Annotated in this window: 22 protein-coding genes and 1 tRNA gene; 8 read left to right on the top strand and 15 right to left on the bottom strand. The window is 45.3% G+C overall.

Annotated features, from left to right (window positions below):
* Positions 1 to 104 precede the first annotated feature (104 nt).
* The 4 genes from DYB02_RS05135 to chiP form a co-directional block, all read right to left on the bottom strand.
* On the bottom strand, positions 105 to 1,064 hold the full coding sequence (locus DYB02_RS05135) for an OmpA family protein (RefSeq protein ID WP_029806962.1): 960 nt from the start codon (positions 1,062 to 1,064) through the stop codon (positions 105 to 107).
* A gap of 637 nt (positions 1,065 to 1,701) precedes the next feature.
* Positions 1,702 to 3,126 (bottom strand): glutamate--tRNA ligase, encoded by a 1,425-nt coding sequence (gltX, locus tag DYB02_RS05125; protein WP_005482241.1) that lies wholly within the window; start codon positions 3,124 to 3,126, stop codon positions 1,702 to 1,704.
* A gap of 178 nt (positions 3,127 to 3,304) precedes the next feature.
* Positions 3,305 to 3,901, bottom strand: coding sequence for a YccT family protein (locus DYB02_RS05120; protein ID WP_020840215.1), 597 nt, complete (start codon positions 3,899 to 3,901; stop codon positions 3,305 to 3,307).
* Positions 3,902 to 4,023: 122 nt separating this feature from the next.
* A complete protein-coding gene (gene chiP / locus DYB02_RS05115) occupies positions 4,024 to 5,145 on the bottom strand; it encodes a chitoporin (RefSeq protein ID WP_005454008.1) in 1,122 nt (373 codons plus the stop codon).
* Positions 5,146 to 5,620: 475 nt separating this feature from the next.
* Here chiP and DYB02_RS05105 point away from each other — a divergent pair, with 475 nt between their 5' ends.
* The gene (locus DYB02_RS05105; RefSeq protein ID WP_029806197.1) at positions 5,621 to 8,356 is read left to right on the top strand and encodes a heavy metal translocating P-type ATPase; all 2,736 of its coding nucleotides are present in this window, start codon (positions 5,621 to 5,623) and stop codon (positions 8,354 to 8,356) included.
* 21 nt (positions 8,357 to 8,377) lie between these two features.
* Positions 8,378 to 8,827, top strand: coding sequence for a DUF411 domain-containing protein (locus DYB02_RS05100; protein ID WP_029806199.1), 450 nt, complete (start codon positions 8,378 to 8,380; stop codon positions 8,825 to 8,827).
* A 64-nt stretch (positions 8,828 to 8,891) separates the two neighbouring features.
* Here the strand turns inward: DYB02_RS05100 and DYB02_RS05095 are convergent, their stop codons facing one another.
* Both DYB02_RS05095 and DYB02_RS05090 read right to left on the bottom strand, forming a co-directional pair.
* A complete protein-coding gene (locus DYB02_RS05095; protein WP_005453980.1) occupies positions 8,892 to 9,584 on the bottom strand; it encodes an oligogalacturonate-specific porin KdgM family protein in 693 nt (230 codons plus the stop codon).
* A 436-nt stretch (positions 9,585 to 10,020) separates the two neighbouring features.
* Complete coding sequence (locus tag DYB02_RS05090; protein ID WP_029806390.1) at positions 10,021 to 12,672, bottom strand: beta-N-acetylhexosaminidase; 2,652 nt, start codon at positions 12,670 to 12,672, stop codon at positions 10,021 to 10,023.
* Positions 12,673 to 13,232: 560 nt separating this feature from the next.
* On the opposite strand from DYB02_RS05090, the gene DYB02_RS05080 reads away from it, so the two are divergent.
* Positions 13,233 to 14,105: a TraB/GumN family protein gene (locus DYB02_RS05080; protein ID WP_029846757.1), complete on the top strand. Its 873-nt coding sequence runs from the start codon at positions 13,233 to 13,235 to the stop codon at positions 14,103 to 14,105.
* A gap of 190 nt (positions 14,106 to 14,295) precedes the next feature.
* Here the strand turns inward: DYB02_RS05080 and DYB02_RS05075 are convergent.
* Positions 14,296 to 14,372, bottom strand: a tRNA-Pro gene (locus tag DYB02_RS05075).
* 259 nt (positions 14,373 to 14,631) lie between these two features.
* On the opposite strand from DYB02_RS05075, the gene DYB02_RS05070 reads away from it, so the two are divergent.
* The 3 genes from DYB02_RS05070 to rluF all read left to right on the top strand — a co-directional run bounded on the left by DYB02_RS05070 (position 14,632) and on the right by rluF (position 16,700).
* A complete protein-coding gene (locus DYB02_RS05070; RefSeq protein WP_005489851.1) occupies positions 14,632 to 14,772 on the top strand; it encodes a DUF3149 domain-containing protein in 141 nt (46 codons plus the stop codon).
* A gap of 131 nt (positions 14,773 to 14,903) precedes the next feature.
* Positions 14,904 to 15,485, top strand: coding sequence for a DNA endonuclease SmrA (gene smrA, locus DYB02_RS05065; protein ID WP_005481355.1), 582 nt, complete (start codon positions 14,904 to 14,906; stop codon positions 15,483 to 15,485).
* A 99-nt stretch (positions 15,486 to 15,584) separates the two neighbouring features.
* Positions 15,585 to 16,700 carry a 23S rRNA pseudouridine(2604) synthase RluF gene (gene rluF / locus DYB02_RS05060; protein WP_021822595.1) on the top strand — a complete coding sequence of 372 codons (1,116 nt, stop codon included), beginning with the start codon at positions 15,585 to 15,587 and terminating at the stop codon, positions 16,698 to 16,700.
* Between the two features lie 56 nt (positions 16,701 to 16,756).
* On the opposite strand, the gene ybaK is transcribed toward rluF, so the two are convergent.
* The 8 genes from ybaK to hemA form a co-directional block, all read right to left on the bottom strand.
* Positions 16,757 to 17,230: a Cys-tRNA(Pro) deacylase gene (gene ybaK, locus DYB02_RS05055; protein WP_029806780.1), complete on the bottom strand. Its 474-nt coding sequence runs from the start codon at positions 17,228 to 17,230 to the stop codon at positions 16,757 to 16,759.
* Between the two features lie 108 nt (positions 17,231 to 17,338).
* Positions 17,339 to 19,021 (bottom strand): bifunctional UDP-sugar hydrolase/5'-nucleotidase UshA, encoded by a 1,683-nt coding sequence (gene ushA, locus DYB02_RS05050; RefSeq protein WP_029805333.1) that lies wholly within the window; start codon positions 19,019 to 19,021, stop codon positions 17,339 to 17,341.
* A 223-nt stretch (positions 19,022 to 19,244) separates the two neighbouring features.
* Positions 19,245 to 20,096 carry a 3-deoxy-8-phosphooctulonate synthase gene (gene kdsA / locus DYB02_RS05045; RefSeq protein ID WP_005457350.1) on the bottom strand — a complete coding sequence of 284 codons (852 nt, stop codon included), beginning with the start codon at positions 20,094 to 20,096 and terminating at the stop codon, positions 19,245 to 19,247.
* 54 nt (positions 20,097 to 20,150) lie between these two features.
* Complete coding sequence (locus DYB02_RS05040; RefSeq protein ID WP_005481357.1) at positions 20,151 to 20,960, bottom strand: SirB1 family protein; 810 nt, start codon at positions 20,958 to 20,960, stop codon at positions 20,151 to 20,153.
* A 5-nt stretch (positions 20,961 to 20,965) separates the two neighbouring features.
* A complete protein-coding gene (locus DYB02_RS05035; RefSeq protein ID WP_005468486.1) occupies positions 20,966 to 21,349 on the bottom strand; it encodes a SirB2 family protein in 384 nt (127 codons plus the stop codon).
* Between the two features lie 41 nt (positions 21,350 to 21,390).
* A complete protein-coding gene (gene prmC / locus DYB02_RS05030; protein WP_020904133.1) occupies positions 21,391 to 22,248 on the bottom strand; it encodes a peptide chain release factor N(5)-glutamine methyltransferase in 858 nt (285 codons plus the stop codon).
* Positions 22,249 to 22,251: 3 nt separating this feature from the next.
* Positions 22,252 to 23,340, bottom strand: coding sequence for a peptide chain release factor 1 (gene prfA / locus DYB02_RS05025; RefSeq protein WP_005456867.1), 1,089 nt, complete (start codon positions 23,338 to 23,340; stop codon positions 22,252 to 22,254).
* Between the two features lie 29 nt (positions 23,341 to 23,369).
* Positions 23,370 to 24,626, bottom strand: a complete 1,257-nt coding sequence (gene hemA / locus DYB02_RS05020) for a glutamyl-tRNA reductase (protein WP_005496164.1) — start codon at positions 24,624 to 24,626, stop codon at positions 23,370 to 23,372.
* A 134-nt stretch (positions 24,627 to 24,760) separates the two neighbouring features.
* On the opposite strand from hemA, the gene lolB reads away from it, so the two are divergent.
* The gene (lolB, locus tag DYB02_RS05015; RefSeq protein WP_005490532.1) at positions 24,761 to 25,399 is read left to right on the top strand and encodes a lipoprotein insertase outer membrane protein LolB; all 639 of its coding nucleotides are present in this window, start codon (positions 24,761 to 24,763) and stop codon (positions 25,397 to 25,399) included.
* Positions 25,396 to 26,268, top strand: a complete 873-nt coding sequence (gene ispE, locus DYB02_RS05010; protein WP_029805335.1) for a 4-(cytidine 5'-diphospho)-2-C-methyl-D-erythritol kinase — start codon at positions 25,396 to 25,398, stop codon at positions 26,266 to 26,268. Before lolB ends, ispE begins: the two co-directional genes overlap by 4 nt.
* The last annotated feature ends 24 nt before the right edge of the window (positions 26,269 to 26,292 follow it).

The raw sequence follows: 26,292 nt of genomic DNA, 5'->3' as shown, positions 1-26,292 counted from the left end.
TTCACAAATTAAGCGATACAAAATGAACAGATAAAAAAAGCCCCGAAGAGCGAACTCTTCGGGGCATTCAGCTTTAGGCTGCTATTCTACGGTCGGATAGGAGCTTATTGCTGAACTTGGTATTCGAACTCAGGTACAACGATTTCTACACGACGGTTTTGTTGACGACCTTCACGAGTATCGTTTGATGCGATTGGGTTGTTTTCACCTTCACCGCGAGCTTGGATGCGTGATGCATCGATGCCTTTTTCAACTAGCGCGTTTGCTACAGACTCAGCACGTTTCTCAGAAACTTTTTGGTTGTATGCTGCAGCGCCTGAAGTATCTGTGTAACCAACTACTTCAACCTTCGCTTGTGGGTGCTCGTTTAGGAAAGCAACTAGGTTGTCTAGTTTAGAAGCGCTTTCTGGTTTAAGTGTTGTGCTGTTTAGGTCAAAGCTACCAGTGCCGATAGTTTGAGTTTCGAAAGTTTTAGTAACCACTACTGGCTCAACAACTTCTTCTACAACAACTTCTTCAACTACAGGCTCTTCTTCAACTACTACTGGCTCATCGCTGCCGCCGAATTTGAAAGAAACACCTAGAGTTGCAGAGTTACCAGCTGCTTTGCTTACGTTGTTGCTAATGTCAGTAATTGTTTGGTATTCCGCACGTGCTGTAACGTTTTGGCTTAGGTTGAATTCAACACCAGCTGCGCCTAGGTAAGAGTAATCATCTTTACCGTCGAACATTACGTAAGCACCACCAACTTTACCGTAAAGTGCGATGTCTTGAGTGATTGGTAGGCTGAATTTAGGAGCAAGAGTGATTGCTTCTACATGGCCACCGAAAGAAGTTTGATCGAAATCACCAACGTTGTCGAAACCAGCTTCTAGTGCAATGTAGTCATTGAATTCGTAACCAACGAAAGCACCAAGAGTTGAGCCATCTTTGTCACAAGATTGACCTGCTACACAAGCATCTTCCAACCAAGATTTACCCATTTTACCGCCCACGTATACTTCTGCTTGAGCTGCTGAAGCCATAAGTAAAGACGCTGAAATTACCGCTGCTAGTTTTTTCATTATTGATTCCTCTAAAGAAGTACTTTTTTTTAATTCGATGACGAAATGCGCCGCCTAATAACACTGACGTTGTATTTCAATTCTTTTTATTCATTCCTTGAGTGGATACCGAAGCAACTTCCGCTTTATGCACATGCAAAAAATTTATGGAAAGTCACTTGGGTATATTTCCAGTGCAGTGATGCATATCGTTATCGAGTTCTCACTGACGGGTTGAACTATAACGCTAAGAAATCACGAGACAAATCCCAAAACTGTCAATTTCGTGTCATCAAAAAGTTCTACATTATGTGATCTTGAGCACTCAAAGACCCACCCCACCGACCACGCAAACGTTTGCGTCACTTTTTAAAACCAGACAGCTAAAGCAAGTTTATTTCTCAATGTTGAGACAATAATTAGGGAACTTTAGGATTTATAAATATAAATCAGAGAGATATTTTGAATGCGAACGGTCAATTTTCATTCATATTAGGCATGCATGGATTACAAAAACTTATCCATTTTTGAACAACTAAAAAGCAAAATGAGCTGTTTATATCCTTATCAAAATTAAGCTTTATAGTGCTGTGAACCTTCAGATACAAAAAAGCCGCGACAAATATCGCGGCTTAGAATGACTATTTATTCAGTCTAATTATGCGTTTGCTTCACGCTCAGCAATGAACTCTAGCGCCATTTTGATGCGAGCAACACAACGTTCTTTGCCGATCAACGCCATTACAGCATCAACAGAAGGTGATTGACCGCCGCCTGTTACTGCAACACGAAGTGGCATACCGATTTTACCCATGCCAATTTCAAGCTCTGCACATACGTCAGCGATCATTTGGTGTAGATTTTCTGTCGTCCACTCTGTGATCGCTTCCACTTTCGCAAGTGCTACTTCTAGAGGTTCTTTCGCTACGCCACGTAGGTGCTTCTTCGCTGCGCCCGCTTCAAACTCAGAGAAATCTTCGTAGAAGTAACGAATTTGCTCAGCAAGCTCAACAAGAGTATGACAACGCTCACCGACTAGCTTGATCACGTCAGTGATCGCAGGGCCGTTTGTTACGTCGAGTTTTTGCTGATCTAGATGCCATTGTAGATGCTCTGCAACGTACGCAGGATCTGAGTTCTTGATGTAGTGGTTGTTCAACCATTGCAGTTTATCCGTGTTGAAAGCAGAGGCTGACTTAGATACTGCGTTTAGGCTGAACAAGTTGATCATCTCTTCTTGAGAGAAGATTTCTTGGTCGCCATGAGACCAACCTAGACGCACTAAGTAGTTGTTTAGTGCCGCAGGCAGGTAACCCATATCACGGTATTGCATTACTGATACTGCACCATGACGCTTAGACAGTTTCGCACCGTCATCACCCAAGATCATTGCACAGTGTGCAAACGTTGGTACTGGCGCACCTAGTGCTTCGTAGATGTTGATTTGACGAGGCGTGTTGTTGATGTGGTCTTCGCCACGAACAACGTGAGTGATACCCATGTCCCAGTCATCCACTACCACACAGAAGTTGTAAGTAGGTGAACCGTCTGTACGACGAATGATTAGGTCATCCATTTGATCGTTGCGGATTTCGATACGGCCACGAATTTGGTCTTCGAATACTACGCTACCCTCTTTTGGGTTACGGAAACGGATAACACATGGGTCACCGTCTTTTGCCGCTTCGTTTGCCGCTTTGATTTTTGGATGGTTTGCATCGTAACGAGGCATTTCTTTGTTTGCTTCTTGCTCTGCACGGATTTCATCTAGCAGCTCTTTAGACGCGTAACACTTGTACGCTTTGTCTTCAGCAAGAAGCTTATCAACCATTTCGTTGTAACGATCAAAACGTTGAGTTTGGTAGTAAGGACCTTCATCCCACTCCAAGCCTAGCCATTCCATGCCTTCTAGAATCGCATCAACGGCTTCCTGAGAGTTACGTTCAAGGTCTGTATCTTCGATACGTAGAACGAATTCGCCACCTTGGTTTTTAGCGTATAGCCAAGAGTAAAGTGCAGTACGCGCACCACCAACGTGTAGATAGCCAGTTGGGCTAGGAGCAAAACGAGTTTTAACCGTCATTTGAGTTCCTTAGGGGTAATGAGCAACGAGAGGGCTCTCGTTGTGATGTCAAGGATAAAAGTGGCGACATTTTACCACCGTAAGTCAATTCTACAATCGGTTTGACACCAGAAATACAAACAGGGCAGCACCAATATAGGTACTGCCCTCTTATTTATTGTTTAAGCGCGAGACGAAATTACTTCAGGTTACGCATCGCCCATTGCATGAACTCTTGTTGCTCTTCACGGCTGAGTTCATTGAACGACTCTTTCAATGTTTTCGTCACCGCCGGAGATTGCGCGATGCTGCTCTTAGTCGCTTGTTTGTTCATTGCGTTGTTGTAGTCGGCCACTTCTCGCTCGTAATCACGAAAACCTTGCAAACCACCTTTACGGAGCTGAACCATAGAGAAATCCACTTCTTTTCCGTTCTTATCCTTTAGTATCACTTTTGGATCGAGTTCGAAGGCTTTCGCTTCTTCAATGGTTCGGAAGGTTTTGTAAGTCAGAGAAAGTTCAGCATCTTTTTCTGCATCAAACTCTAATAAAAGAGGCTGCGAATCAAACTTACGGCGCTTTCCATCTTCAAACACAATTTGACCAACAGTCACCGCTAACTGGTTTTCACCGTCTTTTAGCTCGATACTGTTGTTGTCAGAGATCCACTCAGGGTAAACGAACTCACCATTAATAACGCGAGGCACTAATTCCTTTTGCAGAGTCAACTGAGCAGCGAAGGCAGGCGCAGAAAGGATTGCGCAAATTCCAAGAAGTGTCGTTGTTTTTTTCATCATGGTTTCTCACTTTATACCAATTTAGATAAGCCACTGAAACTTACAGGCCAGTCATTTCAATGGCTTATATGAATAAGTATCAAGACAAAAAGGGCGTTTCCGCCCTTTAAGCTGCTTCTTTATTAGAAGTAGTATTCAACACCTACAGAGAACTCATCGTAGTCAGCTGACTTCCAACGCGCTTCTGCTGGTTTATCTAGTTGAGACGCACCGTCACCGAAGTCTAGAGTACGAGCACGTACGTAAAGCACTGCAGATGGGTCTACGAAGTACATAACTTGTGCAGATAGTACATCGTCTGCTGTATCGTTAATTGTCTTACCGTCACGTTCTAGGTCGAAGTTCGCTGCGTAACCTAGCTTGTACTGCCAGTCACCTGTTGTGTACATCAGACCTGCAGACATTGCATCTTGCTTCTCGTTCACGCCGTTGCTTGCGTCCGCTTCCATGTATTTGTATTGAGCGAAGAACGAAATACCGTTATCAAACCAACCTTGAACACCAACTAGGTACGTGTTGTTTTCCCAAGTTTGACCTTCAGATTCAATGTTACGGTTACCTTCGTAAGCAGCATCCAATTGTAGTGGACCTAACTTGTAGTGAGCCGCGATGCCGCCCCAGTAATCATCACCAGCACCTAGACCCGCTTTATCACCAGCACCCGCTGCGATATCTAGAGAGAACTTGTCTGCGTACATTGGAGAGTCCCAACGAATGGTGTTTGATTGACGGTCTTGGTACTTAGCACCACCGATTGCACCACCCCAGTCGTAAACATCGCCTAGACCTGGGTTAGATGCTGGCCAGTCAACCAACTCGTACATAGGTGTCAAAACACGACCTAGACGAACTTGACCCCAAGAAGCACTTTCAAAACCGACGAATGTATCACGCTCACCAAGACCAGCACCCTCGCCACCAAAGCTAGGGTCTACGTAACCACCTTCGATTTGCCAAATAAAGGTAGGACCGAAGTTAGCAAATTGTTTTTTACCACGGAAACCGATACGAGATTCGTTGTTTAGCTGCATGCCGCCTAGGTCGTCATCCGTTGCTTTGCTGCCAGAATCGTAATCGCGGTACGCGGCCTGCATTGCGATGATCCCGTAAACTTCATAAGAGAAAGAATCTTTTGTTAGGTACTCTTTAGCAGCATCGCTGTTTGCGCCATCAGCAAGAGCTGCACCACTGAACATCATGCCTGTGATTGCCGTAGCAAGTAGGCTTTTCTTTAGGTAAGACATTTTTAACCCCTATATTTTTAGTTTTTTCCATTTTCAAATTCGCTAACTAGGACATTGCAGGAACTTGAAACAATGTTTGGACGGGGCAAATATGACAAACTTTTTTCGCAGTAAAAAACTTTCCCAGCAGCAATCTGAGCAAGTTCAAAATGAGAAGATCAAAAACAATATCAATCCTTATTTTTCAACCACTTATATAGATAAATAAAAACATAAAAACGTCAAAAGTGAGTTTTTACGCTGTTCTGACATAAGAAAAGCTTCAAATTCGTGAGCGACTTCATTCATGTTTTAGGAGTTTTAACGGAACTTTATATTCGGAGAGAAAAAACCTTGAGATCACTCGCAACACAACAGAGGAAGAAACGGAGCTTTACTGACAGTTTTGACGAAATTGTTTCGCCAATGAAATGCTTGACCTTCCCCTTGATGTAAGGTTTAAGCTCTTTACATCGCTATTATTGAGGACAAGTTTATGAACCAGTTCGTTGTACCGTTATCGGGGCTCAACTGCATGGGTTGTGCAAGGAAAGTAGAGAAAGCGTTACACGCTAATCACGATGTTGAAATCATCAATTTGTCTCCGACCTCTGTAGAATTAAAGACGGATGCGTCTTTATCTGACGTGGTCGCCTCAATTGAATCCCTTGGTTACCAAGCTGGCACCCATTATGAGCTCCAACTATCGGGGCTAAGCTGCGGTGGCTGCGTTAAAAAACTCTCTTCTTTATTGGAGTCCAATCAAGATGTTGTCTCTTTCGAAGCTTCGACAACGCACTTACGCATTCATACTCTGCTGACACAAGAGCAAGTCATCGATTTGGTGGCAAGCTTAGGCTATAGCGCAAGTGCCGAAGTGATCACAGAAGCAAATACAGAAACAAATGTATCAGCTCCCCAAAAGGCAGAAACGCCAACTCAAGTTGAGCAGCAGCATCACGGTGAGCCTGAAGTTAAAATTGAAGAGCTACCACCAGCAGGCGCGACACAATTACAAATGCTGATTCAAGGGATGACGTGTGCCAGCTGTGTTGCCTCTGTTGAAAAAGCGCTGACTCAAGTCCAAGGCGTTGAAAAAGCACAAGTCAACCTGGCTGAGCAAAGTGCGTTGGTCTTTGTCGATAACGATTCTGACGACTTGCACGCCGAGATTTTAGAATCGGTTAAACAAGCCGGGTATCAGGGTGAAATTCTACAAGACGCCGCAACCCAGCAAGAAAAACAAGCGCAGCAACAACGTCAGCAGCAAAAACGCTTCAAACTGGATGCTATTGCTGGCCTTGTCGTCGGTGCCCCTTTAATGATTTGGGGCGTTGCTGGCGGTAATATGATGATTCGCAACACCAACGACCAATTGGCTTGGGGCGCGATCGGTATCGTATGTTTGCTCCTTCTTGCCACGGCGGGTAAACACTTCTTCAGTAACGCTTGGTTAGCGGCCACTCACAAACGCGCAACGATGGATACCTTGGTTGCACTCGGTACGGGTGCGGCATGGTTTTACTCGATGCTGGTGGTGATTTTTCCTGACTGGTTCCCAATGGCTTCTCGTCATGTCTATTTTGAAGCCAGCGCGATGATCATTGGTTTGATTTCACTTGGTCACTATATAGAAGCTAAAGCTAAGGCGAACACAACGCGTTCCTTACAAGCGTTGATTAACTTACAACCTCAGCAAGCTACGGTAATCACGGAACAAGGCGACCAACAAATAACGGTTGAGCAAATCACGTTAGGCATGAAACTGCGTATCAAACCAGGCGAGAAAGTGCCTGTTGATGGCGTTGTGATTCAAGGTGAATCGTACATTGATGAATCTATGCTCACTGGTGAACCTGTTCCTGTATTAAAAGCGCAAGAGGCTCAAGTCTCCGCAGGTACTTTGAACACAGATGGAGCCTTAATCATTGAGGCAACGGGCATTGGCGCAAATACCATGCTGGCTCGTATCATCCGCATGGTGCGCACAGCGCAAAGCAGTAAGCCTGCCATCGCGAAATTGGCAGACCAGATTTCATCGGTGTTTGTCCCTGTCGTTGTTGGTATAGCAATACTGGCCGCGATCGTTTGGTTTGCCGTTGGCCCAGAGCCAAAAGCGAGTTATATGCTTGTGGTCACCACAACGGTACTGATCATCGCCTGCCCTTGTGCTCTAGGCTTAGCAACCCCACTTTCTGTCACGGTGGGAGTGGGTAAAGCCGCAGAACTCGGCATTTTGATCAAAGACGCCGATGCTCTGCAATTGGCAAGCAAAGTCGACACGGTTGTATTCGACAAAACGGGCACACTTACCCAAGGAAAACCGAGCGTTCAGCAAGTGTTTACTCACGCCACCAGCCAAGAAGAACTATTAGCTTTAGCGTATGCGGCAGAGCGTCAGTCTGAGCACCCACTGGCAAAAGCGGTGTGTGATTATGCCAAACAACACAACGCAAAAGACGTCTCATTAGACAAGTTTGAGAACGTTCGCGGACGCGGCATTTTAGCGATGTATCAAGATAAACCGCTGCTTATTGGTTCGCTGCAGTTCATGCAAGCAGAAAACGTTGAGACCAGCGCACTGAAACCAGACATCGATGAATGCGCACAAAATGCGTGGACTCCGGTAGCTGTGGCATTGAACGGCGAACTGATCGGTCTGATTGCCATTGCCGACCCGATCAAATCAGATGCGAAACAAGCGCTCTCTGCATTAAAATCGCAAGGCATCAAAACGGTAATGCTGACGGGTGATAACCAACACGTTGCCAATGCTATCGGCCAAGAACTTGGTATTGATGAAGTGATCGCCCAAGTAATGCCAGATGAGAAAGCTCAGCACATTGAGCAACTTCAATCTCAAGGACATGTCGTGGCAATGGTGGGGGATGGCATTAACGACGCCCCTGCTCTCGCGTTAGCCAACCTTGGTATTGCCATGGGTAGCGGCAGTGATGTCGCCATTGAAAGTTCGCAAATGACCATCCTGAACACATCACCAATGGCGGTAGTACATGCGATTGAACTGTCTCGCGCTACACTTAAAAATATGAAGCAAAACCTATTTGGTGCCTTTGTTTACAACTCGTTGGGTATTCCAGTTGCCGCTGGCGTGCTTTACCCAGCATTTGGATTTTTGCTCAGTCCTGTTGTCGCAGGAGCGGCAATGGCACTGTCTTCAATTACTGTCGTTAGTAATGCAAATCGACTACGACTGTTTTCAGTAAAATAACCACTTCTTTTTGAGGGTATTATGAAGTTGAAACTATTGACCTTTGCAATGCTTACGACCGTGTCCGCCAACGTATTGGCAGCCGATGTCATTAACCACAAATCGCCATACTGTGGCTGTTGTGGAGAATGGACAAAACACATGGAAGAGAACGGCTTTACGGTCGAAGAAAAATTGCACGATGACATGAACGCCATCAAACGCGATCTAGGCATCAAGAACGAACAGCTTTACTCTTGCCACACGGCAGAGATCAACGGCTATGTGTTCGAAGGTCACATTCCAGCCGAAGACATTAAAGCGTTCTTAGAAAATCCACCACGTAATGCGAAAGGTTTAACTGTACCAGGTATGCCAATGGGCTCTCCGGGTATGGAATATGGCGACAAAAAAGACAGCTACACAGTCTACGCCTTTAACGAAAAAGGCCAAGTTTTCGAATACCGCCGCCACGAAGGTAACGACAAGTAATAAGAAAGCCCAGCAAACCAATTGCTGGGCTTTTTCTTAATGGACAGTTAAGACAAATATAAAATTAGAAGCCGTAAGAAGCACCAAATACAAAAGCGTTATTCACTAGGCTGTCGCCACTCGCGTTTTCTGCGCCATGAGCTTGAGAGCGTAATTCAAAGTAAGGCTGAACACCTTTACGCGTCCATGTCGCACGGAACTCGTGATCCATAGTTTCTGCTTCAATCATGTAAACGTTGTTGTAGCTCAGCGTCACATCTTCATTCATCACGTAACCGATGCGGTTATCCATGCGGTAATCTGTATCCGCATCTGCGTCTGTCGCGTCGATGTGAGCACGAGTACGGTTACTTAATGAGATGCCGTTATCGAAGTTGTAGCCGATCTTAACCAGTGGACGATATTGCACGTTCTCACCGGCAGAAAACAGATGTTGGTAACCCGCCGCAACCCATAGATGATCGGTAATGTTGAATGACTGCTCACCACCCACGGTAATTGCAGGAGTCGTATTACCTGCACCGCCATTTTCAGTTTCCAACTTACCCAGTTGAATACCATCAAACTCAGTGTAAACCGTAAAGCCACCAAATTGGTTATCAAAAGTATGACCAGCTTCAAGGGTAGACGTCACGTCAGAGCCATGAATTCGACCATCATCGTGGAATTGAACGTTACCCGTTACGTAAGAAGAACCAGCAAAAGCGCTAGAAGCGAAAGCGAGTGAAAGAGCACTCAGTGCAAAGATGTTTTTCATAATTACTGCCTTTAATTATTCACGTTATGCGATGGTTCCATGGGCTTCTTTTCCCGATCATCGCAAGCCTTGGAATGTGCCTCCGTGGCGGTGGCCATACTGAAATAATTAATTCGCAATGGAAAATAAATCCGTTTAAAAAGTGATCTCGTTCAAACCCGACTCTATAACCATAATAAAAACACTGGTAATTACAGACACTTGCGTTGATTTATAAAAATTCGTCAAAAAAATAAAATGTGATCATAAACAACTAACGATTTAATAAATGGCGAAATAACCCGACTCACTTCACATTTAATTTCTATCTTTAACACCAAAACTTATTTATCAATGCAAAATATTAAGACTTCGATCACACTTAATTTCCCTTAAAAATAAAGAAAGCCTCAACATACGTTGAGGCTTTGCCAAAAATTAACTTACAAGAATCGTATTATTTTACGCTAGTCACACGACTTGTTTTCTCACCTGTTGCCGATACAGATCGGATGAACACTTCACCTTTCACATTTGGACGAGCATTGTCTGCGTAATTCAGCCAGTTTTTGCCGTCTAGAGAGTATTGAAGCTTCACGCCAGGAAACTGAACGTTCATTGCTAGCTTGCCATCTTCTACTTTCGCACCTGGTACAGGCAGGCGGTAGTCGATACCAGATTTCTCTAACTTAGCCAGTTCACGTTGACCAAGCACGTTTGCAAAGCGGTTGTAGTCTTGGTTTAGCGCGGCTTTGTTTACTAGGTTCGAGTTTTGCGAGTATTCAACACCCACTTTGTAGTCGTTTTCCCACTCAGCACGGTGCCATGCACGCTCTGCCGCAGCAAGTACGCGAGGGAATACCATGTACTCGAACTGTTCATCGTTACGTACGGTTTCAGACCAAAGCTGTGCAGATAGACCGTAGAAAGGTTTCGCTGCGATTTCACCTTTACCAGTAAAGCCATTGCCATCGCGGTCAACTGAGGTTTCCGCGTTCTGAGGCATGTTCTCTGGTGCAAAACCGAACATCTTACGAGTATCTGTTGCACGCGTTGCCCAGTAGTAACCACGCTCTTTCGGGTCTACTTCGTATGGCATGTCCATGTACACGTAATCTGGGTTAGAAACGATCACGTCGTAACCTTTCTTAGACCACTCGTACACTGATGAAGTACCGCCCCAGTACAGAACGTCCCAGAAGTTAACGCGTGTGTTTTCTGTTGCAAATGCCTTCTCACCTTCGCTGTACTTCAAGCCATCTTGCCATGCTTGGAAGCTTGGAATGCCCTTCTCTGCTACGATCTTCGACACTTGTTCTGCAAAATGACTTGGAAGGTGACCAAAGTCGCTTACTGTACCGTCTGCGATTAGCGTCTGACATTGTGGAGACTGCGCGAATGGCTTGTCTTGTTTCGACAGATCAATCGTGCCCTTCCAGCTAACTTTGTCTTGCGCGTTAACGTCTTGGAAACCCGCACCTAACTTAATGTTCTTCGCTTCATCACCACCAAAGTGCCATGTTGTTAGCGGCGCGCCTGCTTCCGTGTGCATTGCTGCCACTTCTGAAATCACTTTATCTACGAAGCGAGTGGAAGATTCCATACATGGGTTGATAAAGCTCTGCTTGTTGTAGAACTGAACCGTTGTTACGTTCGATGTATCTTGAGGATCCATCAGACGGTACTCGTTCGCTTCCGCTTCTTTACCTTCTTCGATTAGGCGGTTGTAACGTGCTTCCATTGAGATAACTGCTGCTCGAGCGTGTGCTGGCATATCAATTTCAGGAATTACTTCGATGTTACGTGCTTTCGCATACTTTAGGATTTCCACGTAATCTGCTTTGCTGAAGTAACCTGAACCGAAGTTGTCAGAAGTTAAGCCAGAACCTAGTTGTGGCAACAAGCAACTTTTTTCTTCAAGGTCAAAACAGCGGTTAGAACCTACTTCAGTCAGCTCTGGCAGACCCGGAATTTCAAGACGCCAACCCTCATCATCCGTTAGGTGAAGGTGCAGTTTGTTCATCTTGTACGCCGCCATTTGGTCTAGCGTTGCAAGGATGGCATCTTTAGAGTGGAAGTTACGAGCCACATCCACCATCACGCCACGGTAGTCAAAACGTGGTGCGTCTTGGATGGACAGTTGTGGTAGAGAATCAGCATTTTGGCTATCTACCAGGCCAAAGATAGATTGTACCGCGTAGAAAGCACCCACTTTATCAAATGCTTTAATCGCGATACCGTCGCCGTTGATGCTCATTTCGTAAGCACCCGATTTTGCTAATTCACCGGTGAAGTCTGCAGGAACAACAGTGATGCTTACAGGAAGATCACCACGAACATCCACACCTACCACTTCTGCACGATCTTGAATCGCTGCGAACTGAGCCGCATCAAATACGTCTTTAGGCAGCGCAATACCTTCTGTAATATCGACTTTGCCTTTGCCCGCCTCAACGTGCATTGGCGTTGGTAACAACGTCGTGGAGACGTCTTGTTTAACTAAGTCGTCGTTCTTCTCGAAACGCGATACCGCACTGGCAAAGATGTTGTTGTCATCTGGTGTACGTTTTAGGTTATTACCCTCAAGACCAGTGACAAAAGAAGCCACATCTTCAGTATTGAGAGAAGCGATCATTTTAGGTTCAGCGTTTGGCGCTGCAACAAATGCACCCGGCATAAAGTCTGTTTCAAAAAGCTGCCAGTATTCACCGATCAGAGGAAGAACCACCTCTTCACCCGCTGCAAAACCATCAAACTTATCAGTTGGTTCAAGTTTGTGTAGATCACCCGTTACGCGAGAGATTTTAAACTGTTCATTGTCGACATCTAGGATCAAACGAATGCTGTGAAAGTAGATCGCCCAATCTTTTGAGTTAACTGCTTCGCCTTGGTTTACTAGCGTCATGTTGACCTTGTTACAAGATGCCCACTCAGCGCCCAAATCCTGACATGCCAGCCCCTCATTAGCACCATGGTTAGTGAGCACTTGATACTGGATATCAAGGTTATCAGCCAGTGAATTTACAACTTGTTGCTCAGAGCTTTGCAGAGCAGAACAACCTGCTAGTGTTGCAATAACAGAAGCAGCAATCAAACTAGGTTTCAACATCTTACTTTCCCCAAAAAGTCAGTGGTTCAAAACGACAATTACGCAATTTAAAAGCACCCAAATCTGTGGTGCTCAACAATGTCATTCAACATACAAGCAGTTATTTCTAAGCGTAAAATAAATAAAAGTAAGAAGTGATCCAGCTCAAACTCCACTCACCAAGAAAAAATATAAACGTATTTATTTCATACACTTACAACCAACGTCAAAATCGAACAACTTATTTTGACGAGTTTGTTGCGATCTAAATCACCGATTCCAATTGATTTGGTATGACTTTGTAGGATTCGGATCACATCTGATTATTTTGTGAACCATTAATAACAAACTCACCAATTTAGCTTTCGTGAAGTCAATCTCATTTTTATCGTGTCAAAACTCGTCAATACTGTTTGAAATGACGTTTTTGTCGATTGGTTGGTCTATCCAATCGTTGCAAAAAATAGTTTTAAAGTGAGCTCTGGTGTCTAAGCTTTATTTGGGTATAAAGTAATATCCCCCGTGAGTTGTAGATGCTGAAATCAGAGTCTCACCATAAGATTCAGCCGAGGATAAAAACTATGTTTCGCCTAATGACACTGATGTCATCTCTTATTGTTATCTTTACCTCCTTTTCGTCCTACGCTGAGCCTCAACACTGGCGAGCTAAAAAAGGCGACACGGAATACATGATTATCGGCTCCGTACATGTCGGTGATAAAAGCATGTATCCACTTCCGAAAAACATCACTAAGTTTTTGGAACAAAGCTCGGGCTTAATTATTGAGGCCGATGTAAGAAGCTCTGAAGGTGTGGTGTACCCAGTGAGTTCGATTCTCTCTAAAGACGTACTCGACAAAACTCAACGCCAACTGTTAGTGAACATCGCCAAAGATCTAGGCATGGCAGAAGCGCAACTTCTCAATGCGCCACCTTGGACCGCAGCTCTGACCATCCAACTCGCGCTAGTCAATAAGCTTGGCTACGTATCGGACAAAGGTGTAGACATGCATCTAATTGGTTTAGCTGAGAAAAAGCACCTGCCAGTCCTCTCGTTAGAATCGGTGCAGTTTCAAATCGATCTTATTGCTGGTCAGCCAAATGGTGGGCAAGAAATGCTGCAGTCCTCGATAGACGAATACGAAGGTGGTGACAAGCTGGTACAGTGTTTGATAGAAAGCTGGAAAAGTGGTGATGGCAGTATGCTGGAAGAGGCATCTTTAACAGACAAAGCGACGGCAGATTTTAACGAAGCGTTCTTATATTCTCGTAACCGTGATTGGGCGAAAAAACTCGATACTGGCAGTGTGCTGCCTAAAAAGTCAGGTCGCTACACCGTTGTGGTTGGAAGTCTGCATCTGGTGGGGAAAGACAACCTTATCGATTTGCTCGCACAACGGGGATTTGAAATTACCCCGCTTGGTAAAACACGCAAAGCAAAGTGCAATATTTAAAACCCAGCCAAAACCATCATTACACATGCGAAAAAGGCTCTACATTTCTGTAGAGCCTTTTTCTTAATATGGTCGATGAAGAGCTATGTTCTAACTTCAGGCAAACCCTATTTAGCTCTATACCATTGACCTCTAAAATTGCTAGCGCTAGAACGACGAAAGCCTGCTCATTGAGCAGGCTTTCTAAAAATGGTCGGTGAAGAGGGATTCGAACCCCCGACCCTCTGGTCCCAAACCAGATGCGCTACCAAGCTGCGCTATTCACCGAGATGTTTAACTGGGGTCTTGTCCCCGTCAACGATGCGTATATTACGGATTCTGATCGGAGACGCAAGTGCTTTTTGCAAAAAAACGTAATGTCTTAATTCGTTTGATGAATAACTGAACACTAGCACGTAAAATGTGATTGATAACCCACAATAAAACACAGTTTATTAACCTTAGCAACATAATTGATCCAGATCAGTGTGCAAAAAAACACCGCCATTTAGTTTTATGCCTGTCGGGAATATCTTGGAGGAAACATATGGACTTTTGGCTTGATCTCCTATTTGGTAATGCAGTGGGTCTATCGTCAATGATAGTAATCTTTGGGGCATTTGGTCTGATGCTGTTTTACGGCGGTTTCTTCATCTATAAGATCATGAACGACAAATCTCCTCACTAGATCTCGCTTAGCTCTAGAAACGCTTTGCACCGGAGCCGGTTACTTGCCTGCTCCGGTTTTTTATTTGATCTTCTGCCACATCTCGTTGATATAATCCTATCTACCTATCCTGTTCTTATGAGATTGCCACTATGTCTCACGATGACGATTTTGAACTGTTTCAACAGATGATGGGCGATGTTAAGCCAATCAACCAAGACACTGCTGAACACAAAAAAGTCCACCAAGTGACTGATGCACATATTGCCAAACGCGAAGCAGCGATTTGGCTCACCGAAGATGACCCAGAATACCTTTCTCTCGATCATGCAGAAATGCTCAAACCCGATGACTTCGTCGAGTTCAAACGAGATGGTGTTCAAGATGGTGTATTTCGCAAACTTCGCCTTGGCAAGTACCCTATCCAAGCCCGTTTAGACTTGCATCGTAAAACGCTGAAAGAAGCGCGTGATGAAGTAGTGAAGTTCTTAAAGCAATGTATCTCCATGGATATTCGTACTGTTGTGATTGTGCACGGCCGTGGAGAACGTTCGAATCCACCAGCATTAATGAAAAGCTTCGTCAGCAGTTGGTTACAACAAATAAAAGAAGTGCAATGCGTGCACAGTGCACAACGCTTTCACGGTGGCAGTGGTGCTGTTTATGTATTGCTAAGAAAAAGCGCAGACAAGAAACTAGAAAACCGCGAACGTCATCAAAAACGGTTAGGTTAAGTTTCTCCTCGGTGCTAGAATGCCCGACCTTATTTCCCCTTCCCACTCGCGGGAAGGGTCATCAAATTCACCGCCGTTGTGAAACGTTAGGAGACCGATATGTCACAAGACAACGCGAAACGCTTAAATAAATTCATCAGCGAAACGGGCTTTTGCTCACGTCGCGCTGCCGATAAACTGATCGAAGAAGGTCGAGTGACCATTAACGGCAAACAGCCAGAAATGGGCACTAAAGTACTACCTGGTGACGACGTTTGTGTTGATGGCAAGCCTGTCGCTTCAAAAGAAAAGCCGATTTATATCGCCCTCAACAAGCCAACAGGCATCACCTGTACGACTGAGCGTGATATCCCCGGCAATATCGTCGATTTCATCGGTCACAAAAAGCGTATTTTCCCAATTGGTCGACTCGATAAACCTTCGGATGGTTTGATCTTCTTGACTAACGATGGCGACATTGTGAACAAGATTCTGCGCGCTGGTAACAACCACGAAAAAGAATACGTGGTGCGTGTCGACAAGCCGATTACGGACGAATTCCTAAAACAGATGTCGAGTGGTGTTCGAATCCTCGATACCGTAACGCTCCCTTGTAAAGTTACGAAAGAAACCAAGTTCTCTTTCCGTATTGTTTTGACGCAAGGCCTAAACCGTCAGATACGCCGTATGTGTGAAGCACTCGGCTACGAAGTATTTAAACTTCGCCGCGTACGCATCATGAACATCTCTCTAGATGGCATTCCAAATGGTAAATGGCGTTACCTAACCGATGACGAAGTCGCAGAAATTTTAGCAATGTGCGATGGCTCAGTTGGTACCGAGGAAGCGTCAAAGACAGATTCTCGAGGTCGTAATATTCGTAAAGCGACTGATGCGAAACTGTTTGATAGCCGTGAAGAGAACCAAGGTTCGACTGCTCGTCGCAATCAAAAAACGCGCACCTTCCGTGGTAATAACGCTGACGAGTTCCGTCATGCACCTAACTCTAAAAAAGGCCAGCAAAAGCGCCGTCAACGTGATGATGAAAGCTCACGCCCTGCGAAAGAGCATTACAAAGCGAAACCTCAAGGTGAACGCGCGAAGCCACAAGGTGAGCATGGCAGACCGCAAAACAAGCCTCAAACACCGAGCAAACCGAAGCAGCATTACGTCAATCCGAATACGACAAGTAAACCGGCAAAACGCACTAGTGGCACATTAAGCCTCAAAAAATAACAATAAAGGACGCTTTCGCGTCCTTTTTCTTTGTTGGTCATTCAACCCAAGCTGGCTTACAAGCATAATGGGGCAAACTGCCCTCTGGTCAAAGCCACAAGATCTTGCGGAGCAAGCTCAATTTCTAAGCCTCGTTTACCCGCGCTCACACAAATCGTCTCTTGTTCTTTTGCACTTTCATGTAGAAAGGTTGGCAACGCTTTCTTTTGTCCAAGTGGACTAATGCCGCCAACTACATAACCCGTTGTCTTTTGGGCGATGTCTGGATCTGCCATGTCGGCTTTTTTACCCTTTGCTGCTTTGGCTACCAATTTTAGATTCAGTTTTTGATCCACAGGAATGATGGCTACTGCCAAGTTTTTGGGCTCGCCATTAAGGCAAAACAACAGGGTTTTGAATACTTTTTTAGGATCTTGCCCCAACACTTCAGCCGCTTCTAACCCATAGCTGTCTGCTCTCGGGTCATGTTCATACTGGTGAATGGTGTGAGGAACTTTTTTCTTTTTCGCAAGATTAATGGCCGGAGTCATCAAGATTCTCCTTATAAAAATAAAAAACGCAGCCCCCATCAATGGGAGCTGCGCTTTTAGTTAATGATATCAGCGAGTTTGAGTCAAACGCTTTTTCGCAATCAAACTCTATTGATTGACCACATTGTTTGTTTGGTACATCACCTCACCAGAAGGTGCGTATTCGTTAACGTCAATTGGGCTATGGCTTTCTAGATAGTCTTTCAAGACTTCTGCATCGGTAAAACCTGTGTTGACGTAGCCAGGGTGCGTATCAATTTTAGGGTAACCATCGCCACCAGAAGCGTTGTAACTTGGTACTGTGAAGCGGTAGCGACCATCTAAACGCAGTTGCTTGTTACCGATAAATACATTGGTGACTTTGTCATTTTCAATACGCATAGAGATACCCGCAAACTGCGCGTAAGCACCTGAATCAACTGGCTTGGTTGCAACAATATTTAGGTAATCCAAGACTTCTTGGCCAGACATATCGACGTAAGAAACCATGTTGCCAAATGGCTGCACGGTCAGCACATCTTTGTATGTGATTTCACCAGCTTCAATAGAATCACGCACACCACCTGAGTTCATCACTGCGAAATCAGCTTTTGCACGTTCCATATGAGCCGTTGCAATTAAACGACCTAGATTCGTCTGTTGGAATCGCACGACATCACGGTCACCCTCTAGCTTACCGTTTGATTCCGCAATTTTCACATTCAGCTGGCTTTGGCCTTTTTCTTGGAAAGGACGAAGGAAGTCCAACATCGCTTTGTCTTGAGTAATTTCATCTTGAACAAACACACGTTGTGATTGACCATCCACATTGATTTTTTTCTTCAAGTTTACCGGAATAAGATCGTAGCTCACCATTGATAGTTCGCCGTTACGGAATTCGTAATCGGCACGGCCAACATATTTACCCCACTCATGCGCCTGAACAATGTAAGTACCGTTTTGTTGGTCTGGCTGACACTCATCACCCGGTTTAAAGTTATTTTTGATAACGTTAGGACCTTCCATACAAACGGGCTCTTGTGAGTGACCACCCACAATCATGTCCAAATCGCCTTCATTAAGGTAACGCGCCAAAGCTACATCACCCGGCGCATTGATGCCACGGTTGCCATTTTCGTAGTGACCCATGTGCGTAACAGCGAAAATCAGATCCGGATTTTCTGTTTTTTTCAGTTCTGCAATCAGCTCTTTCGCTTCCGCTTTCGGGTCGCGGAAGTCCACTTGACCGATAAACTCAGGATTTCCCAACTTCGCGGTATCTTCTGTTGTCAGACCAATAACCGCAATTTTAATGCCTTGCTTATTGAACATCGCGTAAGGTTGGAATAAACGCTTGCCCGTTTTTTTGTCGTAGATGTTGGCTGACAGCATTGGGAAGTTAGCCCAATCTTGCTGTTTGAATAGCACATCTAGCGGATTATCAAATTCGTGATTGCCTAGCGCCATCGCGTCGTAGCCAATCTTACTCATGCCTTTGAAATCTGGTTCAGCGTCTTGTAAATCAGATTCAGGAACGCCGGTATTAATATCACCACCAGACAGCAACAGCACGCTGCCTCCTTCTGCTTGAATTTCATCACGCAGATCATCGATCAACGTCTTGCGCGCGGCCATGCCGTACTCACCGTGTTTATTCTGCCAAAAACGACCGTGGTGATCGTTGGTGTGTAAGACAGTCAATTTATAAGTGGTATCTGCATTCCATTCATGAGCAGGTTGCGAAGCACATCCAGCCAGCGAGGCCAAAATAGCTGCACTCAAAGCGGTTTTGATAATCAGACGCTGATTCATTTTTTTTCCTTTTTCTTATCGGGATTACTGATGCACATTTTCAAACATTAGAGCTATTTGAAAACCACGCGCACCCTAACACATTGATTTCATAATTATGATGCATTGTTTAGCAATAACAAATTCATCAGTAACAAGTTTGAGAATTTACGGTTTATCAGATAAAAAAATAGCCAACTCTAGGTTGGCTATTTTATTTTTCATCATGAAAAGTAACGAATCGCTACTTGATATCGATGTTTTCAAAGCTCTTAATCAAGTCATCTAGTGACTTCATTTGCGCCAAGAATGGCTCTAGTTTGTCTAGAGGCAGTGCAGATGGGCCATCACAACGTGCTTGATCTGGGTTCGGGTGCGCTTCGATAAATAGACCCGCAATGCCTGTCGCTAGACCCGCTTTTGCAAGCTCAACTGTCTGCTCACGACGGCCGCCAGATGCTGCGCCTGATGGGTCACGCATTTGTAGTGAGTGCGTTACGTCAAAGATGATTGGGCTACCTTTCGACGCGTTCTTCATTACACCAAAGCCAAGCATGTCTACAACTAGGTTATCGTAACCGTGGCAAGAACCGCGCTCACATAGGATGATCTTGTCGTTACCGCATTCCGCGAATTTCTCAACGATGTTACCCACTTGACCAGGGCTCATAAATTGAGGTTTCTTCACGTTGATCACTGCGCCTGTTTTCGCCATTGCTTCAACTAGGTCAGTTTGACGAGCTAGAAATGCAGGAAGCTGAATAACGTCTACCACGTCAGCGACAGGTTGAGCTTGTGCTTCGGTGTGAACGTCAGTGATGATCTTAACGCCAAAAGTGTCTTTTAGCTCTTGGAAGATTTTCATACCTTCTTCAAGGCCTGGGCCACGGTATGAATGAACAGAACTGCGGTTTGCTTTGTCGAACGACGCCTTGAATACGTAAGGAATGCCCAGTTTGTCTGTTACTTTTACGTAATGCTCACAGATCTGCATAGCAAGATCACGAGACTCAAGAACGTTCATGCCTGCAAATAGGGTGAATGGCTTGTCGTTTGCAACCTGGATGTCGCCGATATTAACGATTTTCTGTTCCATTATGATTCTCTTTTTTCTGTCCACGGTATGCCACGCTTGGGCACTCCGATAAAATTAGTGAAGCGTGACGTGTTTTTCACTCATCGCATTAACTTGTGATTTTAGTAGCTCAGACGCAGGATCGTCGGGACATTGGTCAATAAAGTACTGAAAGTCAGATACCGCGACCTGATGACACTCAAGCTGTTGGAAGATAAAACCGCGATCACGAATCTCGTATGGGTCATCTGGCACAAAGGTCAACGCCAGATTAGTACAGCGCAGCGCCAGTGTGTAACGCTCTTCTCTCAGCATCGCGCTTTTAATCAACGCCAACCAGCGACCAATCACTGTCGGATTATCCGCTTCGTCAAAATGTTCTGGTTTAAGTTGCGCTAACGGTCCTTCTTGACCGATTAACCAAGCTTGAAGGATTTTCTCACCAACATACTCCCCGTTGAACGGGTTAATGTAGTCTGGTGTTTTGTGCATCCAATCCACTTTAATTAGGAACTGAGTTGGGAATGTCACACCTTTCATAGGGAAGCCAAGGCGATTGCCTAAGTACAATAAAATTGCACCTAAGCTGACCGGTATACCTTTTTTACGCTCTAGCACTTTATCGATAAAGCTGTTGTCAGAGATAAAGTACTCTTGGTCGTCACCTTTGAAGCCCCACTCATGGAAAAACAGACGTAGGAAAGAGTCGAAACGCTGCTCTTCATCTGTTTCATGGATAAGCGTTGCTTCTGCTTCTTGGTACAGACGCTCTAGCTCTTGCTTAGCCCAATGGACGTTGGTTTCTGGATTAACGGATTTATTGAGCTCTAACGCTCCTTCCACCAGCGCCATGTTGTCAAAATCTTCGTCAAAAAACTCAAGCATGACGATTACCCAAATAAAGTTGGACTCTTAGACACGGCGATGTTAGCCGCCATGACCAACCAACCGAGTGCGCCAAAGAAACCGAAAATTTGCAGCAATTTATTTTTAGCTAATTTCAGAGCGAAGAAGCCCAGAGCAATGTACGCCAACACACACGTGATCTTGTTGGTTAGCCAAGGTGCTGAGTCTGTAAATGGAATGAAGCCAGTAACAAAGATCAAAGCAACACCTGACAACAACAGCGCGGTATCAACAATGTGTGGAAAAACTTTCAGAAAACGATGGTTGCGCTTTGGAGAGTTCATCATCATTAACGCGAATCGAATCGACAACAATGTGGCACTCAGTGCGATGGTGACAAGGTGAATATGTTTTAGAGCTACGTACATTTTTCTTCTCTTTTAATAAATTACTGCTGACTTGCTCGTTCTTATGAAGGCTGGTAGCAACCGAGGGTCACTCGATCATTCCCACCATAATCTTTTTCGGTGACAACTTGCTGATAACCAAAGCCACTCATGATCTCGCGAACCGCCTCGCCTTGGTCGTAACCGTGTTCGAAGGCAAGCCAACCGCCCTCTTCAAGATACTGACGAGCCAAATCGGAGATATGGCGAATATCCGCTAAGCCATTTTCATCAGCGACCAGCGCGGATTTTGGCTCAAAACGAACGTCACCTTGGGATAAATGCGGATCTTTCTCGTCAATATACGGCGGATTGGAAACAATTAAAGCAAACTTTGTTCCCTCTGCAATAGGCTCGAACCAGCTACCTTGGTCAAACGTCACATTTTTGATGTTTAGCTGCGCGGCATTGTACTCAGCAAGCTCTTTGGCCTCTTGTTTGAGGTCAACTCCCATTACCTGACGATTCGGTAGCTCAGACGCTAATGCCAACGCAATTGCTCCTGTCCCCGTGCCTAAATCTAGAATCGATCCGGTCTGCCCATAGGTTTTATCCAAAGCAACTTCCACCAAACGCTCGGTGTCTGGTCTTGGGATCAAGGTAGTAGGAGAAACTTTGAGAGGTAGAGACCAAAACTCGCGCTCACCAATAATGTAAGCAACGGGTTCGCCTGCTAAGCGCCTTGCGAGTAAAGCATCAAACTGCGCTTGTTGCTCAGGTTCCAATGCTTTTTCTGGCCACGTTAGCAAATAGGTTCGCGGTTTGCCAAGAACATGGCAAAGAAGGACAGCTGCATCGAGAGAAGGCGACTCTTTGCCGCCTTCTGTCAGTTTTGCCGTCGCACTTTTCAGTGCTTGCTCAATGGATTGAACTTGGCTCATCGATTAAGCGTTCTCAGCTAGCGCCGCTAGTTGGTCTGCTTGGTGTTCTTGAACCACTGGGTCAATCAAGCTTTGTAGGTCGCCTTCCATCACTTCATTCAAACGGTAGATGGTTAGGTTGATTCGGTGGTCAGAAACACGGCCTTGCGGGTAGTTGTAAGTACGGATACGGTCACTGCGGTCACCAGAACCTAGTAGGTTACGACGCGTGTCAGACACTTCTGCCGCACGACGCTCTTGTTCCGCTTGAACGATACGAGCAGCCAGTACTGCCATCGCTTTCGCTTTGTTCTTATGCTGTGAACGCTCGTCTTGACACTCTACCACTGTACCCGTTGGTAAGTGGGTAATACGGATTGCAGAATCCGTAGTGTTAACGTGCTGACCACCCGCGCCAGATGCACGGAACGTATCGATTTTTAGGTCTGCCGCTTTGATTTCTGGCAGATCCGCCTCTGGGATTTCCGCCATAACCGCTACTGTACACGCAGAAGTATGCACACGACCTTGAGATTCTGTCGCTGGTACACGTTGTACACGGTGACCGCCAGATTCAAACTTCAGTACGCCATATGCACCGTCACCGCTCACTTTCGCGATCATCTCTTTGTAACCACCGTGCTCTGCTTCGTTTGAAGACATCACTTCAATGCGCCAGCCACGCTTTTCTGCGTATTTGCTGTACATACGGAATAAGTCGCCAGCGAAGATACCTGCTTCATCACCGCCTGCACCAGCGCGGATTTCAAGGAAACAGTTACGATCATCATTTGGATCTTTTGGAAGAAGAAGAATTTGCAACTCATCAGCAAGACGTTCAATCGCTTCTTTCGCGTCTTTGATCTCTTCTTGAGCCATTTCACGCATTTCTTCGTCGTCTTCTTTTGCCATCTCTTCAGCGGCAGCAAGATCGTCTTGAGCTTGTTGGTAAGCTTGGAAGCACTTAGTTACTTCTTCTAGCTGAGAGTACTCTTTTGATAGAGCACGGAATTTGTCCTGATCTCCAATTACATCAGGATCACCAAGAAGATGTTGAACTTCTTCGTAACGTTCTACTAGCGTTTCTAGCTTAGTCAGAATAGAGGCTTTCATAGTGTCGTTTTCTTAATAAAAAGCGTGAGTTACAGATCATCTAAGCCAAGCGTTTGGCGGATAATCGTTAATTTTGCTGGTTCGCCTTGTTCCGCCGCACTTTGTAGTGCGCGTGTTGGGGCGTGAATCAGTTTGTTGGTGAGTTTATTACTAAGTTCGCGCAGTACTTTCTCCGGATCTGCGCCAGCTGCCAATGATTGCAGGCTTTTACTCAGTAACTCTTCACGTATTTCGTTCGCCGACTTACGATAATCGCGAATACTATCAACCGCTTGCAGTGAGCGTAGCCACGTCATAAACGACGCACTTTCTTCACTAACAATGGCTTCGGCCTGAATCGCTTCAACTTTACGTTGCTCAATATTGCTATCGATGATCGACTGCAAGTCGTCCACCGAATACAGATAAGCATCGTTCAATTCGCCAACTTGCGCTTCCACATCACGTGGTACAGCAATATCGACTAACAGAATAGGTTGATGACGACGTTGTTTCAGCGCCGTTTCGACCATGCCTTTACCAATAATAGGTAACGGACTCGCTGTTGAGCTAATCACGATGTCCGCTCTTGCGAGGTGGTCTGGGATTTCGTTCAGGCTGATTACTTCTGCACCAAACTGCTCAGCTAACCCTTGAGCACGCTCTTTGGTGCGGTTTGCGACTATCATTTTTGTGCAGCCGTTTGACGCTAAGTGCTTCGCGACCAGTTCGATGGTTTCACCTGCCCCGACAAGTAAGACTGTCGAGTCAGATAACGATTCGAAAATGTGTTTTGCTAATGTACATGCGGCGTAAGCCACCGACACAGCATTGCCACCGATATCAGTTTCCGTACGAACTCGTTTTGCAACAGAAAACGTTTTTTGGAACAGCTTATCAATCGAAGAGTCTACAGCTTGATGATCACGTGAATCAGAAAATGCCTGTTTCACTTGACCTAAGATCTGCGGCTCACCAAGTACCAGTGAATCAAGGCCACACGAGACGCGCATCAAGTGTTTAATTGCCGCTTGTTCTTCGTGTACATACAAACTTGGCATCAAGTCTTCACGGCTCACTTGGTGAAATTGAGCGAGCCAATCGATCAGCTTGTTTCGCGCTCCTTGCTTAACGTCGCAGTACAACTCAGTACGGTTACAGGTTGAAACAATCACACTGCCGTTAACCGCTTCGTGCTCTCTGAGTTGCTCAAGTGCAGGGCCGAGCTTATCAGGCCCGAACGCCACTTTCTCTCGCAAGTCAACAGACGCTGTATTGTGATTAATTCCAATAGCAAGCAAGGACATCTAACGTGGTATCTCTGAGATCGGTTATAAAATAGGTTCAGAATTTTACTGTAAGCACGCATTTATTGAAAGGGTAAGCCGGATTTGTTTTCCTAAGTCCGTCTTTTCAATGCTATAGTTGTGAGCGATTCCCGATGAAACTGATTAATAAGCCATCAAACATGACCTTACGTTCCTTTCTCATCTTTTTCTTGTCGAGCCTTATTCTCGCTGGGTGTAGTTCCGTTCCTGAAAGCGTCACCAGCGTCGAATGGCAAGCTCATGAACAACGTCTTGAAACCATCCATGATTTTCAAGCGACCGGGAAATTAGGCTACATCGGCCCCGACCAAAGACAAAGTCTGAACTTTTTTTGGAAGCACTCCACCGCTTTAAGCCAACTTCGATTAACCACAGTCTTGGGACAAACCGCATTAAAACTGACGATTACCCCACAAGGGGCAACGGTTGAAACGTATGATGACCAAGTCCTTTCAGCACGCAACGCTAATCAACTGATTTATCGCCTCACAGGCTTGATGATGCCAGTTGACCACATGCCCGACTGGTTACTCGGTTTACCTACCGATGCAGATACATTCCAGCTTTCTCCAGCCAACACACTGCAAACCTTAGACAAACAGATAGGTCTTAACGACTGGAAAATCGCTTACGAACGTTATGGCGACGTAGAATGGCACGAACAGACGCTTCCATTACCGAATAAACTAAAGCTGACGACATCAGACGTAAAAATCAATCTAGTGATCACAAAATGGAACATCACCCAATGATCGAAACTTCAACCCGCTGGCCGTCCCCGGCGAAATTGAATCTCTTTCTATACATCAATGGCCGCACAGAAAACGGCTATCACGAGTTACAAACCTTATTCCAATTCGTCGATCATGGAGATGAGCTCACCATTCAAGCAAGCCATTCTGGTGATGTTACGATTTCTCCAGAGATAGAAGGTGTGCCTCTTCAAGACAATTTAATTTGGAAAGCTGCAACTGCGCTGCAAAATTACGCTCACTGCTCTTTTGGTGCACATATCGAACTGCACAAAGTTTTACCAATGGGTGGGGGAATTGGCGGCGGTTCTTCAAATGCCGCTACGACACTTGTGGCACTCAACTACTTGTGGCAGCTCAATTTAACTGATGATGAACTGGCCGAGATTGGCCTAAAACTGGGCGCTGATGTGCCTGTTTTTGTGCGCGGTTTTTCCGCTTTTGCTGAAGGTGTGGGTGAGAAGCTTTCTCCAGCCAACCCGGAAGAAAAGTGGTATCTCGTCGTGAGACCAAATGTTTCTATTGCGACAGCGGATATATTCCGTCATCCAGATCTGACACGAAACACACCAAAACGAGATCTAGAAACACTTTTGAACGCGCCGAGCGTAAACGATTGCGAAAAAATTGTACGAATGCTCTACCCAGAGGTTGATAAGCAACTTTCATGGCTGCTACAATACGCGCCGTCAAGATTGACGGGGACAGGATCTTGCGTTTTTGCTGAATTTTCGAGCAAATCGGAAGCAGAAACTATCCTTGCACAACTCTCTGATAAAGTCTCGGCATTTGTCGCTCAAGGGCGCAATATTTCGCCACTAAAAGAGACTTTGGCTGAATACCAATCAGCCTCACACCGACCTATTTAAAACTGGACGCAAACCCGAGGTTTC

The organism is Vibrio parahaemolyticus (genome assembly GCF_900460535.1).
Classification (GTDB): Bacteria; Pseudomonadota; Gammaproteobacteria; order Enterobacterales; family Vibrionaceae; genus Vibrio; species Vibrio parahaemolyticus.
This window is presented reverse-complemented; position numbering and strand designations above follow the sequence as displayed.

Excerpts from the sequence above, each read along its gene's own strand:
- prfA (WP_005456867.1), bottom strand. The coding sequence starts at position 23,340 with ATGAAAGCCTCTATTCTGACTAAGCTAGAAACGCTAGTAGAACGTTAC.
- DYB02_RS05040 (WP_005481357.1), bottom strand. The coding sequence starts at position 20,960 with ATGCTTGAGTTTTTTGACGAAGATTTTGACAACATGGCGCTGGTGGAA.
- DYB02_RS05090 (WP_029806390.1), bottom strand. The coding sequence starts at position 12,672 with ATGTTGAAACCTAGTTTGATTGCTGCTTCTGTTATTGCAACACTAGCA.
- DYB02_RS05120 (WP_020840215.1), bottom strand. The coding sequence starts at position 3,901 with ATGATGAAAAAAACAACGACACTTCTTGGAATTTGCGCAATCCTTTCT.
- DYB02_RS05095 (WP_005453980.1), bottom strand. The coding sequence starts at position 9,584 with ATGAAAAACATCTTTGCACTGAGTGCTCTTTCACTCGCTTTCGCTTCT.
- smrA (WP_005481355.1), top strand. The coding sequence starts at position 14,904 with ATGTCTCACGATGACGATTTTGAACTGTTTCAACAGATGATGGGCGAT.
- ushA (WP_029805333.1), bottom strand. The coding sequence starts at position 19,021 with ATGAATCAGCGTCTGATTATCAAAACCGCTTTGAGTGCAGCTATTTTG.
- ybaK (WP_029806780.1), bottom strand. The coding sequence starts at position 17,230 with ATGACTCCGGCCATTAATCTTGCGAAAAAGAAAAAAGTTCCTCACACC.
- chiP (WP_005454008.1), bottom strand. The coding sequence starts at position 5,145 with ATGTCTTACCTAAAGAAAAGCCTACTTGCTACGGCAATCACAGGCATG.
- DYB02_RS05080 (WP_029846757.1), top strand. The coding sequence starts at position 13,233 with ATGTTTCGCCTAATGACACTGATGTCATCTCTTATTGTTATCTTTACC.
- gltX (WP_005482241.1), bottom strand. The coding sequence starts at position 3,126 with ATGACGGTTAAAACTCGTTTTGCTCCTAGCCCAACTGGCTATCTACAC.
- hemA (WP_005496164.1), bottom strand. The coding sequence starts at position 24,626 with ATGTCCTTGCTTGCTATTGGAATTAATCACAATACAGCGTCTGTTGAC.
- DYB02_RS05100 (WP_029806199.1), top strand. The coding sequence starts at position 8,378 with ATGAAGTTGAAACTATTGACCTTTGCAATGCTTACGACCGTGTCCGCC.
- ispE (WP_029805335.1), top strand. The coding sequence starts at position 25,396 with ATGATCGAAACTTCAACCCGCTGGCCGTCCCCGGCGAAATTGAATCTC.
- DYB02_RS05135 (WP_029806962.1), bottom strand. The coding sequence starts at position 1,064 with ATGAAAAAACTAGCAGCGGTAATTTCAGCGTCTTTACTTATGGCTTCA.
- DYB02_RS05070 (WP_005489851.1), top strand. The coding sequence starts at position 14,632 with ATGGACTTTTGGCTTGATCTCCTATTTGGTAATGCAGTGGGTCTATCG.
- lolB (WP_005490532.1), top strand. The coding sequence starts at position 24,761 with ATGAAACTGATTAATAAGCCATCAAACATGACCTTACGTTCCTTTCTC.
- DYB02_RS05035 (WP_005468486.1), bottom strand. The coding sequence starts at position 21,349 with ATGTACGTAGCTCTAAAACATATTCACCTTGTCACCATCGCACTGAGT.
- DYB02_RS05105 (WP_029806197.1), top strand. The coding sequence starts at position 5,621 with ATGAACCAGTTCGTTGTACCGTTATCGGGGCTCAACTGCATGGGTTGT.
- prmC (WP_020904133.1), bottom strand. The coding sequence starts at position 22,248 with ATGAGCCAAGTTCAATCCATTGAGCAAGCACTGAAAAGTGCGACGGCA.
- rluF (WP_021822595.1), top strand. The coding sequence starts at position 15,585 with ATGTCACAAGACAACGCGAAACGCTTAAATAAATTCATCAGCGAAACG.
- kdsA (WP_005457350.1), bottom strand. The coding sequence starts at position 20,096 with ATGGAACAGAAAATCGTTAATATCGGCGACATCCAGGTTGCAAACGAC.